The 13,429-nt window shown below is 69.0% G+C and carries 11 protein-coding genes; 2 read left to right on the top strand and 9 right to left on the bottom strand.

The features are described 5' to 3' along the window. Positions 1 to 147: 147 nt before the first annotated feature. Positions 148 to 369 (bottom strand): hypothetical protein, encoded by a 222-nt coding sequence (locus tag JL100_RS26095; RefSeq protein WP_202684053.1) that lies wholly within the window; start codon positions 367 to 369, stop codon positions 148 to 150. Between the two features lie 355 nt (positions 370 to 724). Here JL100_RS26095 and JL100_RS26090 point away from each other — a divergent pair, with 355 nt between their 5' ends. Then, positions 725 to 1,489, top strand: a complete 765-nt coding sequence (locus tag JL100_RS26090; RefSeq protein WP_202684054.1) for an SDR family NAD(P)-dependent oxidoreductase — start codon at positions 725 to 727, stop codon at positions 1,487 to 1,489. A gap of 23 nt (positions 1,490 to 1,512) precedes the next feature. On the opposite strand, the gene JL100_RS26085 is transcribed toward JL100_RS26090, so the two are convergent. From JL100_RS26085 to JL100_RS26075, 3 genes are all read right to left on the bottom strand, one after another. Then, positions 1,513 to 2,070, bottom strand: coding sequence for a Uma2 family endonuclease (locus tag JL100_RS26085; protein WP_202684055.1), 558 nt, complete (start codon positions 2,068 to 2,070; stop codon positions 1,513 to 1,515). Between the two features lie 244 nt (positions 2,071 to 2,314). Beyond that, positions 2,315 to 3,481, bottom strand: coding sequence for a NapC/NirT family cytochrome c (locus tag JL100_RS26080; protein WP_202684056.1), 1,167 nt, complete (start codon positions 3,479 to 3,481; stop codon positions 2,315 to 2,317). A gap of 120 nt (positions 3,482 to 3,601) precedes the next feature. Beyond that, the gene (locus tag JL100_RS26075; RefSeq protein WP_202684057.1) at positions 3,602 to 4,603 is read right to left on the bottom strand and encodes a cytochrome-c peroxidase; all 1,002 of its coding nucleotides are present in this window, start codon (positions 4,601 to 4,603) and stop codon (positions 3,602 to 3,604) included. Between the two features lie 428 nt (positions 4,604 to 5,031). Between JL100_RS26075 and JL100_RS26070 the strand changes: the two genes are divergently transcribed. Then, positions 5,032 to 5,817: an alpha/beta fold hydrolase gene (locus JL100_RS26070; protein ID WP_202684058.1), complete on the top strand. Its 786-nt coding sequence runs from the start codon at positions 5,032 to 5,034 to the stop codon at positions 5,815 to 5,817. 90 nt (positions 5,818 to 5,907) lie between these two features. On the opposite strand, the gene JL100_RS26065 is transcribed toward JL100_RS26070, so the two are convergent. The 5 genes from JL100_RS26065 to JL100_RS26045 form a co-directional block, all read right to left on the bottom strand. Beyond that, complete coding sequence (locus tag JL100_RS26065; protein WP_202684059.1) at positions 5,908 to 6,876, bottom strand: calcium-binding protein; 969 nt, start codon at positions 6,874 to 6,876, stop codon at positions 5,908 to 5,910. An 88-nt stretch (positions 6,877 to 6,964) separates the two neighbouring features. After that, positions 6,965 to 9,211, bottom strand: coding sequence for a methyl-accepting chemotaxis protein (locus JL100_RS26060; protein WP_202684060.1), 2,247 nt, complete (start codon positions 9,209 to 9,211; stop codon positions 6,965 to 6,967). 149 nt (positions 9,212 to 9,360) lie between these two features. Further along, positions 9,361 to 11,133, bottom strand: a complete 1,773-nt coding sequence (locus tag JL100_RS26055; protein ID WP_202684061.1) for an ATP-binding protein — start codon at positions 11,131 to 11,133, stop codon at positions 9,361 to 9,363. 75 nt (positions 11,134 to 11,208) lie between these two features. Continuing rightward, positions 11,209 to 11,976 (bottom strand): ethanolamine ammonia-lyase subunit EutC, encoded by a 768-nt coding sequence (gene eutC / locus JL100_RS26050; RefSeq protein ID WP_202684062.1) that lies wholly within the window; start codon positions 11,974 to 11,976, stop codon positions 11,209 to 11,211. Next, positions 11,969 to 13,372: an ethanolamine ammonia-lyase subunit EutB gene (locus tag JL100_RS26045; protein ID WP_202684063.1), complete on the bottom strand. Its 1,404-nt coding sequence runs from the start codon at positions 13,370 to 13,372 to the stop codon at positions 11,969 to 11,971. Before JL100_RS26045 ends, eutC begins: the two co-directional genes overlap by 8 nt. Between the last annotated feature and the right edge of the window lie 57 nt (positions 13,373 to 13,429).

The raw sequence follows: 13,429 nt of genomic DNA, 5'->3' as shown, positions 1-13,429 counted from the left end.
GCGGTAGGTCGGCCTTCGCCCGTCAGGGCGAACGCCGACGCCCTGCATCGACGTTCCGGCCGCGCTGTCGGCGTCGGCCTTCGGCCGAGGCCGACCTACGGCGAACCGTTCGAGATCATCACCGTGCCGTGACCGCAGGTGCGGCGGTCAGCGCGGCAGGGCGCGGAACGACAGGCCGATGCCGACGACGAACAGACCGCAGACCAGCACGGTGTCGTAATAGACCGGGACGCCCGCGACATGGGCGTCGCGGTCGAGGCGGATGTTCAGGATGGCGACGGTCTGGTCGATCCGGTCGGCGGTGGTGGGCAGAATCATCAGCGGAAGCAGCGTGCCCCAGATCACCAGCAGTTTGCCGAGTGTGCGCATGTCGGGGTTTCTCCGGTAATGTGGTAACTCGAAACTCCGCGGCGCAATGCGGTCCTGCCGCCGCCGCGACGGTCGAAACCATCGCGGCGGCGGACAACAAAAATCGGCGCGAAAACGCGCCGGGCGCTGTGCTATTCAGTGGATTTGCGCTAATTTGAGAAGTCATCCCGCGTGCCATACACTTTTAGAACAGCACCCGACCGGATTGACCCGCCTGGGAAAGCGGGGCCGACGCGTGGGGGCACGGCCCAACCTACGATTGACGGCCTGCATCACGTCCGCCCTGCGTCAAGCCTTGGTTGGGCCGTGGCCTGACGCATGGCGGCGAGTGGAAAGGCAGGCCGCGATGACGTGCATGAATTCCTCGGGTCCGGTGCCATCGCCCAGGACCGTGCTTGTCACCGGGGGCGGCCGGGGGATCGGGGCCGCCGTCGTCCGCCTGTTCGCCGCCCGGGGCTGGCGCGTGGCGCTGACTTGGGTGTCGGACAGGGCCGCGGCCGAGGGGGTGGCCGCATCGGCCGTGGGCAGCGCCGCCTTCCGGTGCGATGTCCGCGACGAGGAACAGGTCGTCGGTCTGTTCCGGGACGTCGTCGGCGCGTTCGGCAGGATCGACGCGCTGGTCAACAATGCCGGGATCACCGGGCCGCCGCGCCGGATCGAGGATGTCACCGCAGGGTTGCTGCGGGACGTCGCGACGACCAACCTGATCGGGCCGATCCTGTGCGCCCGCGAGGCGGTCCGGCACATGCGGGCCTCGGCGGAGAGGGGAGCGGGCGGCGGGGCGATCGTCAATCTCTCATCGACCGCCACGAAGCGGGGCAGCCCCGGCCAGTGGATCGACTATGCGGCGACCAAGGGCGCCATCGACGTGTTCACGGTGGGCCTGGCGGCGGAGGTGGCGCCCTTCGGCATCCGGGTCAACGCGGTGGCTCCGGGTTTGACCCTGTCCGATCCGGCAGACGCGGAGCGCATCGCCGCCCGGCTGGAGACCATGCGGCACGAGATCCCGATGGGCAGGGCCGGCATGGCGGAGGAGGTCGCGGAGGCGGTGTTCTGGCTGTGCTCGGACGCGGCTTCCCACGTGAGCGGGGCGGTGCTGCCGGTCGCGGGCGGGAGGTAGGCCGGGGGAAGTTGGGCGTTGGTTCAGTCGCCGTAGACTTCCTCCAGCCCGATGGAGATGCCGGGAGGTTCGAGGTCGATCCGCCCGCTGGAGACGATCCTGGTCAGGATGCTGCCGTCCGCCGCCCGCTGATGGTGGATCACCGCCTTCCGGTTCGTGTGGACGATCAGGTAGTGCCGGATGCTCGGCACGCGGAAGTAATCGGCGAGCTTGCCGCCGGTATCCACCCCGCTTGGTCCGGGCGACGGCACTTCCACGACGATCACGGGATTGCTTGCGGCGACGGCGTCGTCAGGCAGCCTGGGACCGCAGTTGACCACGGCGTCCGGTTCATAGTCCGTATCGTCATCCACTTCCACCGTGATGCCGTCGGGCAAGGCTTCGCACCCCGCATCCTGGCCGGAAAGCGCCCGGTCGAGCGCCTGCCAGACCCGGGCTTTCAGGCGGGCATGGATGATCCGCTCCGGAGCCATGGCGATCGGTTCGCCCGCCACCCGCTCGTAGCGCGTGCCGCCGGCTTGCTCCTCCAGCCACCGCCGGAAACCTTCGCGGGTCATGTATCGGCGGTTCGGCTGTTCCATTGCCCGGCTTCCTTTCGGCCTGTCCGCTTGCGGGACGGGGGACTGGATTTCCCTCGCGGGGCCATCATAGCACGTTCAGCGGACGCGGCGCGCCAGCCGGAGTGAGCCGGGAGGGGGCTGTGATGGACACCTCGGCTGGGTTCCCCAATACCGAGGGAGGATACGAAAAATCACTCTGACCCCTTTTATTTCAAAGATCACTCTGACCCCTTTTATTTCGCTGACCCCTTTTATTTCGCGTGCGTCATCGCGGCGGCGCGGCCATGTCCTTGGCGTGGAGTTGCAGGTAGGTTTGCAGGAGGCGGATCTCCTCGTCATCGAGCTTGGTCAGGCGTCTCATGGCGTTGATGTTGCCGATCCAGTCGTTCGCGGTGTAGGCGCTCGGCGGATAGGCTGCATGGCAGAGCGTGCAGTTCGCGTCATAGACTCGGGCGGCCTGCGTCCAAAGGGACCCGAGCGCGGGAACGTAGCCATCGGCCCGAGTCCAGACGGCAAGGCGTACCTCGGTCCAGTCCCGGCCCGTGTCCGGGTCGGTCACGGTGCGTAGCGCCTCGGCACCGGCGGAGGCGGCATTCCCCAGCCTGGCGAGCGTGATGCGCCTGCCGGCCTCCGCGTAGAGCGTTTCGGCGGCATTCCCGCGCCGCCATCCGAGGACCTCGACTTGCACCAGCCCATCGGCCACCGCCAGCACCCGGACCGGGGTCGCGGCGGCGAGCTCGCCGTCTGCCGGCGCGTCCGCTTCCGGGCGCTCGACCCGAAGCGGAAGGGTGGTCAGCGCATAAGCTTTCTGGCCCGGCTTCAGCGCCAGCGCCGCCGCTTCGGCCGAAAGCTCCGCGAAAGTACGCCGGTGGCCTGCGGTCACGTCGGGAAAGGCATGGGCGATGCCTTTGTGGCAGTCGATGCAGGTCTTGGCGGTCTTGGCCGCGTTGCCCATGGCCGCCTCGCCCATGGCCTTGGCGGCCTTGGCGGATTGGCGGTGCGGGTCCATCGCCTCGAACGAGTGGCAGTTGCGGCATTCGCGGCTGTCGGACGCCCGCATCCGGTCCCATTCATGGCGGGCCAGCTCGTGGCGCCTGGCCTCGAACTTCTCCCGGGTGTCGATGGAGCCCGCCAGCCAATGGTAGATCTCGTTGGTGGCCGCCAGCTTCCGGGCCACCTTGTGCGTCCAGTCGCGCGGTACGTGGCAATCGGCGCATACCGCGCGCACGCCCGAGCCGTTCCGGTAGTGGATGGTCTGCGTGTATTCGGTATAGACGGTGTCGCGCATCTCGTGGCACGAAATGCAGAACTCCATGCTGTTGGTGGCTTCCATCACGGTGTTGAAGCCGCCCCAGCCGATGACGCCGGCGACGATCCCTCCGACCGCCGCGGCGGCGATGATCCCCGAGACGCCAAAGCGCTGCCGATCCATGCCGAACGTCCGTTGTGAATTCTTCCGGGAATTTTTCCGGGAATGTCTCCGGGAAAACCGGGCCGGGCGGCGGCGCTACCGCCCGGCCCTGCGTCTTCAACCCTGCATCCGCCCGTTAGGTCAGTTGAACGGCTCGGGCCGCGGGGTCTTGTCCGTCGAGGGGGGCAGGATCGGCAGCTTGAAGTCCGGCTGATCACCCGTCAGGGTCTTCAGGAAAGCCACGATCTTGGCATTCTCGACCTCGGTGAACTTCCGGCCGAGCTGGATGCGGCCCATGGTGTCCACCGCCTGGGTGAGCGTCGCGGCCTCGCCGTCGTGGAAGTACGGGTAGGTCAACTCGACGTTGCGCAGGGTCGGGACCTTGAAGTTGAAGCGGTCCGCCTCCTCCTTGGTCACGGCGACCCGACCCTCGGCCGGGCTCGTCGATTGATAGGGCTCGACCACGCCCATCTTCTGGAAGGTGTTGCCGCCGGCCGCCGAACCGTTGTGACAGGCCGTGCAGCCCGAGTCCGTGAACAGTTCGTAGCCTTCCAGCTCGGCGTTGGTCAGCGCCGTCTTGTCGCCCTTCAGCCACTTGTCGAAGCGGGAGTTCGGGGTGACGAGGGTTTCCTCGAAGGTGGCGATGGCCTTGGTGACCTCGGCGATGGTCACCGTCCCGGTGCCGAACACGGCCTTGAACTCCTCGACGTAGGCGGGGATCGACTGGAGGACGGAGATGGCCAGCGCGTGGGTGGAGGCCATTTCACCGGGATTGGCGATCGGGCCGCCGGCCTGATCCTGAAGGGTCAGCGCGCGGCCGTCCCAGAACTGCGCCACGTTCAGGCTGGAGTTCAGCACCGTCGGCGCGTTGATCGGCCCCTGCTGCCAGTTGTGGCCGATCGAGGTCTTGAGGTTGTCGGTGCCGCCCATCGACAGGTTGTGGCAGGAGTTGCACGAGATGAAACCCGACTTGGACAGGCGGGGATCGAAGAAGAGCTTCTTGCCGAGTTCGACCATGGCGGGAGACGTGACCTTCGCCGGCTCGATCGGCTGGATCGGCTCGGCGGCGCCCGCCGGCGCGGCGCCGACGGCCGGCGCCAGGACGATGGCGGCGACCAACGAGAACGCGACACGCTTCGACATTTTCTTTCTCCTGGAGATAAACAGTGCTTCGCTTAAGTCATTGATACAAAAGACATACTGGAGGATGCTGATGGAGCCGTCGCCCTGCGCGAATGTCGCGCGTCAGGACGCCGCAGGTTCGGCCGAATAGGCTCGAAACGGCCTGGAAGCGGCATGAAGATGGGGTCGGAGTGTTTTGTGGCTGGAAAATCACTCTGACCCCGTTTTGCGTGACCCCGTTTTGCGCTATCGCCGACCTACGGTTTCTGGATCATCTCCGAAAATCGCCGTCATCTGCGGCTGGATTTCTTTCGTGCGGGAATTCGAGGTCGGCCGTGGGGAAGATACTGCCGGTACCGACGCGCCCCCTGGATCTTGGGCGCGTCGGCGGATACATGTGGGAGTATCGGGTCGGGCATGCCGGCCGGGACAGGAAGGATATCGGACCCATGGGAGTGACGCTGACAGGCTTCGAGGCCGGGGAGGGGGCGCCGCTGGTGGTGCTGCACGGGCTGTTCGGCTCGGCCCGGAACTGGAACACGGTGGCGAAGCGGCTGGGCGCCGGGCATCGGGTCCATGCGCTCGACATGCGCAACCATGGCGGCTCGCCCTGGTCGGACGACATGAGCTACGCCGACATGGCCGACGACGTGGGCGGCTATATCGAGAAGATCGGGGGCGAGGGGCTCGGGCCGGTTTCGCTGCTCGGCCACAGCATGGGCGGCAAGGCCGCCATGGCGCTGGTGCTGACCCGGCCCGAGCTGGTGGACAAGCTGATCGTCGCCGACATCGCGCCGGTCGGCTACGGCCACACGCTGATGCCCTATGTGGAGGCGATGCGGGCGGTCGACCTGTCCGGCGTCACCCGGCGGGGAGAGGTCGATGCGCAATTGGCGTCGTCCATCCCGGAGGCGCCGATCCGAAGCTTCCTGTTGCAGAACCTCGTGGCCGAGAACGGCACGTTCTCCTGGCGGATCAACCTGAAGGCGCTGGGCGACCGGATGGACGAGCTGACCGCTTTCCCGACCGGGGATTTCGCCGGGCGCAGCTTCGACAAGCCGACGCTGTTCCTGCACGGGGAACGCTCGGACTATGTCCGGCCGTCCCACCATGAGGAGATCCGGCGGCTGTTCCCGAACGCCCGGATCGAAGGGATCGCCGATGCGGGGCACTGGCTGCACGCGGAGCAGCCCGACCGCTTCGTCGACAGTGTCCTGGCCTTTCTGGACGATTGAGCGAGGTCGGAGTCGCCGTAGGTCGGCCTCGGCCGAAGGCCGACCTACGGTATCCCGCGCCGTCGGGCTTTTCAGAACCCGTAGAAGAAGTCAGACGTAGAAGTAGTCGATCCCTTCGACCAAGCCGACCTTGTCGATCACGCAAGTGCTGACCGTGCCCCAGTCCTGGTTGGTCAGCGTCATCGTCGTCTTTCCCGCATTCTCGCTGATGGACACCGACGTCCTGAGGGAGGCGTCCGCGTCGATGAAGAGGCGGTCGCCGCCCTCGGCGCCGGCGCCATTGAACCCGGTGATGACGTGGGAGCCCGGGTCGAAGAAGTTCAGGTGGAAGCTGTCCGCGTCGTCGGCGTTCGAGTAGACCCGGTCGTTGCCGCCGCCGCCGATGTGGAAGACGTCGTCGCCGGCGCCGCCCCGCATGGTGTCGGACCCGTAGGCGCTCCGGAAAGTGTCCGCTGCGGCCGTGCCGGTGATGTCGATGCCCGTGCTCTCGTGGAAGCCGCCGGCGAAGCTGAGGCCGCCGGCGCCGCTCACCGTGAGCTTCTCGATGCCCTTGAAGTTGCCGACCGTGATGCTGGACTCGTCCCACTGCGAGTCGGGCTTGGTGAACAGGATCCGGCCGGAGCCCTTGGCGTCGATATAGACATAGGTCTGTGACGGCGCCTCGACCGGTTGGGCCGCCGTTCCGGAGGTGTAGGTCGTCCGGTTGATCACGGCCAGGGTGTCGGTGCCGGAGTCGCCGTTGAGCTGGCTGGCCGCGAGGGAGGTCCGGATCGTCGCGATGTTCGCCGCGCTCGGATCGTATATGAGCCGGTCGTTGCCGGCGCCGCCATGGAGATGGGAGACCCCGGTGCCGCCGTGGAGGGTGTCGTTTCCGTCCTCCCCGTACAAAGTGTCGTTCCCGGACTCCCCAAGTAATCTGTCGTCCCCGGCCCCGCCCCGGATCTGATCATCGCCGGAGCGGCCGTAAAGGCTGTCGTTCCCGCCCTGGCCGTACAAGCTGTCGGCACCGGTGGTTCCGTACAGTGTCTCGGAGTTACTTGTACCCTGGATGAGCGCCATTATAGTCAGTCCCCGTTTATCGAAAGGATAGTCTTTCATATCCGGGCGCGCAAATCATCTGTAAGAAAGTATTAATACTTTTTTGAGATTAGCCCGAGGCGGTCCGGCGGGGCGCCTGCCGGTCCGGCGCCGCGGCGTCGGCGTCCAGCTCGAAGAAGTTGATCAGGCTGGTCAGCTCGCGGGCCTGGGATTCCAGCGACTCGGCGGCGGCGGAGCTTTCCTCGACCAGGGCCGCGTTCTGCTGGGCCATGGAGTCCATGGCGGTGATGGCGCCGTTGACCTCGTCCAGGCCCTTCGCCTGCTCGGCCGTCGCGCGGGAGATCCGGCCCATCAGATCGGCGACGCGGCCGACCGACGCGGTGATGTCGGTCAGCGCCGTCCCGGCCGCCCGGACCAGCACGACGCCGTCATGGACCTCGGTGCCGCTGGCCTGGATCAGCTGCTTGATCTCCTTCGACGCGGCGGCGGAGCGCTGGGCCAGGGTGCGGACCTCGCTCGCGACCACGGCGAAGCCGCGGCCGGCGTCGCCGGCCCTGGCCGCCTCGACCGCGGCGTTCAGCGCCAGCAGGTTGGTCTGGAAGGCGATCTCGTCGATCATGCTGACGATGTCGCCGATCCGGGACGATGACTCCTCGATCCGCCGCATCGCGGCGACGGCGTCCTCCGCGACCCCGGCGCCCCGCCCGGCGGCGCCGTGGGCGGCGACCGCCGCCTCCTCCACCCGGACGGAGGTTTCGACGTTGGCATGCACGGTCGCGGTCAGCCCGTCCATGGTGGTGGCGGTGCGGCGCAGGCTGGAGACCTGCTGCTCGGTCCGCCCCGCGAGGTCGCGGCTTCCGGCCGAGACCTGGCCCGCGGCCGACGCGATGGTCGAAGCCGCCGTCTCGATCCGGCCGACCACGTCGGACAGCGTGTCGGCCGTGCTGTTGAAATCGTTCTTGAGGCGCAGGAACACGCCGTCATAGTCCGACTCGATGCGCCGGGTCAGGTCGCCCCGGGCGAGGTGGCCGAGCACCTCGGCCAGCTCCTCCGACACGACGGCGACGGTGTCGGCCAGCCGGTTGATCCCTTCGCTGACGGTCAGGAAGAAGCCGGCCTTGCCGTCCAGCGCGATGCGGGCCGACAGGTCGCCGCGCACGGCGGTCGCCACCATGCCGCTGATCTCCGCCTCGATCCGGCGCTCCTCGGTCCGGTCGCGCCACTCGACCACGGTGCCCAGCGGTTCGCCGTGGCGCCCCGCGACCGGATGGGCGATCAGCAGGAAGGTCCGGCCGCCCAGGTCCAGGCCGGCCTCTCCGCCGGCCAGCAGGGCGGCGTGAAGGCCGGTCCCCGGCGCCGCGGCGGGGCTTCCGAAGCCGTCGATCGGCAGGCCGGCGAGCCGGGCCGGGTCGAACCCGGGGACCGTCCGGCGGATCTCCCCGGCGCAGGCGCCGAACAGCGCCGCGACGGCCTGGTTGGCGTAGAACACCGTGCCGGCGCCGTCGACCATCATGATGCAGGAGCCGACCTGGTCCAGGCCGCTGCCGGAGCGCACCGCCGCGACCGCGACCTCCTTCAGGACGTCCAAGGTGCGGGCCATGTCGCCCAGCTCGTCGCGGGCATCGGTGCCGGGCACGGTGACGTCCAGGTGGCCGTCGGACAGGTCGGCCATGGCCTGCCGGAGGCCCCGGATCGGTCGCACGATGCCGCGCACGATGCGCAGCGCCAGCACCACCGCCAGCGTGAAGATCACCGCCGCGATGGACGCGGTGATCGCCGCCTGCCGGCCGAAGATGGCGTCGACATCGTCGATGTAGATGCCGGAACCGATCACCCAGCCCCAGGGCTGGTAGGCCTTGACGTAGGACAGCTTGGGCACCGGATGGGTGCCGCCCGGCTGCGGCCACAGGTAATCGACGAAGCCGGCGCCCCGCGCCTCCACCGTCCGGACGAACTCGACGAACAGGAGCTTGCCGGCGGGATCCTTGCTGGCCGACAGGTCCTGGCCCTCCAGGTCCGGGCGGAACGGATGCATGACCATCCTGGGGGTCATGTCGTTGATCCAGAAATACTCCTTCCCGTCGTAGCGCAGCCGGCGCAGCGCCGCCTTGGCCCCGTCCCGGGCGGCGTCCGGCCCGATCTCGCCCCGCTCGGCCATGCTGCCGTAATGCTCGACGATGCCGTGGGCGATCTCGACCAGGTTCCGGGTCTTGTCCTGGCGGTCGCCGAGCAGCGTGAGCCTGAGCTCCCGAAGGCCGAAGCCGGCGATGGCGGCGGCGCCGACCACCATGATGACAATCAGAACGGTCAGTCTTGAACCGATCGACCTGCCGGAGGAAAAGGAGAGCGAGGCCATGGCGGATCACCGCGATCATATTGGATGATCCGGACTATCATGAAGTGTGGTCCGGGCCAAACAATGCTTTGTCGCAGTGCGAAAATTTCTTCCGGCCGTGGCGGCCGGGCCGTGCGGACCCTTCCGGCGCTCTTTTCGGGGCGTTCTTTTCAGGCGACCGCTTCGATCACCCGGAGCGCGGGCAGGGTCACCGTCGCGGTGGTGCCGACGCCGACCCTGCTTTCCAGCGCCAGCCGGCCGTCGTGCATCTCGACCAGCCGGCGGGCCAGGGGCAGCCCGAGGCCGGTGCCGTGGCTGGTCCGGTTGTAGGGGTTGTCAATCTGGCCGAAGGGCTGCATCACCGTCGCGAGGTCGCGCTCGTCGATGCCGCAGCCGGTGTCGCTCACGGTCAGGTCCAGGCAGCCATCGGGCCGCATCCGGGTCGCGATCCGGACCGAGCCGCCCGGCTTGGTGTACTTGATCGCGTTGGAGACGAGGTTCAGCAGCACCTGCACCAGCCGGCGCTGCTCGCCCCGGACCAGCGCCGCCTCGGGATCGACGCGGGCGTCCAGGGTCACGCCGCCGCGGGTCGCCTGGGTGCGCGACATGCGGATGCAGGTGGCGACGACGGCGTTCAGGTCGACCGTCTCCTCGTCCAGCACCAGGCGGTCGGCCTCGATCTTGGACAGGTCCAGCACGTCGTTGATCAGGCTGAGCAGGTGATGGCCGCTGTCGTGGATGTCCTTGGCGTAGTCGCAGTAGGTCCGGTTGCCGACGGGACCCATGGTCTCCGTCCGGATCAGCTCGGCGAAGCCGATGATGGCGTTCAGCGGGGTCCGCAGCTCGTGGCTCATGTTGGCGAGGAAGCCGGACTTGGCGCGGCTCGCCGCCTCGGCCTGGGCCTTGGCGGCGGCCAGCTGGGCCTCCACCGCCTTGCGCTTGCTGATGTCGCGCGCGACGCTGACGATCTCGGCCGGGCCGTTCCACAGGGTGTCGGACGAGGTCGCCGGGACCAGCCGCAGGGTCACCTCGACCCAGACATGGCCGCCCTGCTTCCGCCTGACCCGGCAGGTGAAGATCTGGCGCGGCGCCTGCGGCGTCAGCGACGCCATCACGGCCCGCACGGAGGGCAGGTCGTCGGGATGGACCACCGAGTCGAACGAGTTGCCGACCAGCTCCTCGGCGTCGAAACCCAGGATCTCCCGGCAGGCCGGCGAGACATAGAGGTACCGCCCCGCCTGGTCGGAGCGCGAGATGATGTCGGTGGCGTGGGCGGCGAGCAGGCGCAGCTTGTCCTCCTCGACCAGCCGGCGCAGCTCGATCAGCAGAAGCCCGCCCAGCACCACGATGCCGCCGGCCGTCGAGGCGGCCAGCGGCAGCGCCGCCAGGGTGAGATAGGTCCAGGCCATCTCGGGCGAGGGAAGCATCAGGATCGGCGCCTGGCCGACCACCGCCACCAGCCCCGCCAGCAGGAGCAGGTCGCGGAACCGGGCGCGCCGGCCGCGCCGGGCGGCCAGCCACCAGACCGCGGTGCCGGCCAGCACGCTGACCAGGATGACGGCGCAGGCCGCCGCGGCGGTCGGCCCGCCGATCCAGGTCCGGAACGCCGCGGCGGCAATCCCCGCGATCGCCGCCGCGACCGGTCCGCCGAGCATCCCGGACAGTGCCGTCATGACGATCCGGCCGTCCACGATCAGGCCCCCGCCGATGGTCACCGGGATCATCATGCAGAGGATCGCGAAGGCGCCGAAGGTACTTCCCAGGAGGACCGGCCGCCACCGGCTCCGGTGCAGCCGGGAGGCATGGATGATCTGCGAGAAGACGAGCGCCAGAAGCGCGAACAGCCCGGTATGCTGCGCCAGCTGGATCAGGATGTCATGCGGGGAGGGGGTGGAGACCAGCACGTGCTCGCTGCGGATGAGGCGGGATGCCCGGGGCGCCATCGTCGGGCAAGCATGATTAACGTTAAGTTAACTTTGAAATCGAATGGAATGGGGGGAAGGCCGGCGGCGGAGGGGTCAGGGATCGGGAGGGGCCAGCAGTTCGGCCGGGACGTCGTCCTTCAACCCGACCCCGGACAGCTTGAGCCGGCGCGCCTCGGCCAGCAGGAAGGCGAGCTTGCGGGCCGCGGGCGGGATCGCCAGCCCGTCCGGCCGGATGTTGGAGATGCAGTTGCGGTCGGCGTTCTGCAGGCCGGGCCGCGGGCCGAAGGTCAGGTAAGCGCCCAGGCTGTCGGCGGCGCTGAGGCCGGGCCGCTCGCCGATCAGCATCACGACCGAGGCGGCGCCCAGGGCCGCCGCGATCTCGTCGCCGAGCGCCACCCGGGCTTGGCGGGCCAGCACGACCGGGGCGACCCGCCAGCCCGGCAGCCGGTCGAGGGTGGCCAGCAGCAGGTCCGCCGCGTGGTCGTGGACGGCGCGGGCCGACAGCCCGTCGGCCAGGACGAACGCGGCGTCGTAATCGCCCCGGCGCAGCAGGGGGAGGTCCTCCGGGTCGAGCCGGCGGCCCAGGTCGGGATGCTGGAGATAGGTCGCCCGGTCCGGTGCCCGGCTGCGCACCGTGACGGCGGCGAGGCCGGGCGGCAGGGATGCCGCGAGGGTTTCCGGGTCGAAGGCGAGGTGGACCGCGTCGCGCGCCCGCGCGTGGGCCAGCTGGAAATCGAGCAGGTGGCGCGTCGGCAGGCCGTCGCCGCTGCGGCCCAGGGCGATCCGCGCGGCGGTGTGGCGGCGCAGCGCGTTCCAGGGATCGGCGGGCGTCTCTTTCGAGTGTTCGATGTCGTCAGCCATGGTGCGCCGCCTCAGCGTAGCCGAGCAGGGCGGCGGCTCCGGCCTCTCCGGCCAGCGCGGGGCGGATCCGGCCGCCCCGGTCCAGGATCGCCATGCGGCGCAGCCAGTCCTCGAACTCGGGCGCCGGGCGCAGGCCGAGGGCCGAGCGGACATAGAGCGCGTCGTGGTAGGAGGTGCTCTGGTAGTTCAGCATGATGTCGTCGGCGCCCGGCACGCCCATCACGAAGTTGACTCCGGCGACGCCCAGCAGGGTCAGCAGACTGTCCATGTCGTCCTGGTCGGCCTCGGCATGGTTGGTGTAGCAGACGTCCACTCCCATGGGCAGCCCCAGCAGCTTGCCGCAGAAATGGTCCTCCAGCCCGGCGCGCAGGATCTGCTTGCCGTCGTACAGGTATTCCGGGCCGATGAAACCGACCACGGTGTTGACCAGCAGGGGACTGAACCGGCGGGCGACCGCGTAGGCCCGGCACTCGACGGTCTGCTGGTCGACGCCGTGGTGGGCGTCGGCCGACAGCGCGCTGCCCTGGCCGGTCTCGAAATACATCACGTTGTCGCCGACCGTGCCGCGGTTCAGCGCCAGGGTCGCGGCGTGCGCCTCGGCCAGCAGGTCGAGGGAGATGCCGAAGCTCTCGTTGGCGGCCTGGGTGCCGGCGACGGACTGGAAGGTCAGGTCCACCGGCGCGCCCCGGTGGATCGCCTCCAGCGTGTTGGTGACGTGGGCCAGGATGCAGGACTGCATGGGCACGTCGTAGCGGATGCGGAACTCTTCCAGCATCTCCAGCAGCCGCAGGGTCGTCGGGATATTGTCGCTCGCCGGGTTGATCCCGACCACGGCGTCGCCGCAGCCGTACAGCAGGCCGTCCAGCATGGAGGCGGCGATGCCTTTGGCGTCGTCGGAGGGGTGGTTCGGCTGGATGCGGACCGAGAGCCGGCCGGGCAGCCCGATCGTGGTGCGGAAGCCGGTGACGACCCGGATGCGGCGGGCGACCGCGATCAGGTCCTGGTTGCGCATCAGCTTGGAGACGGCCGCCGCCATCTCCGGCGTGATGCCGGGCGCCAGCGCCTTCAGGGCGGGCGTGTCGGCGGCATCGGACAGCAGCCAGTCGCGGAACCCCCCGACCGTGAGGGAGGCCACCGGCGCGAAGGCCCCGGCGTCGTGGGTGTCGGCGATCAGCCGCGTGACCTCGTCCTGCTCGTAGGGGACGACCGCTTCGGTCAGGAACGCCTTGAGCGGCAGGTCGGCGAGGGCGAGGCGGGCGGCGACCCGCTGCTCCGCGCTGTCGGCGGCCAGCCCGGCGAGATGGTCGCCCGAGCGCGCCGGCGAGGCCTTCGCCAGCAGGTCCTTCAGGTCCGCGAAGGAATGGCGGGTGCCGCCGATGTCGTGGTGATACGCCATGCGCGATGGTCCTGGCCCGGAGATGCCGACCGCGACAGCGTCGCAACAATCGGCCGG

Source organism: Skermanella mucosa, from assembly GCF_016765655.2.
Lineage (GTDB): Bacteria > Pseudomonadota > Alphaproteobacteria > Azospirillales > Azospirillaceae > Skermanella > Skermanella mucosa.
Note: the sequence above shows the minus strand (reverse complement) of the source record. Positions and strands in the feature narration are given on the sequence as shown.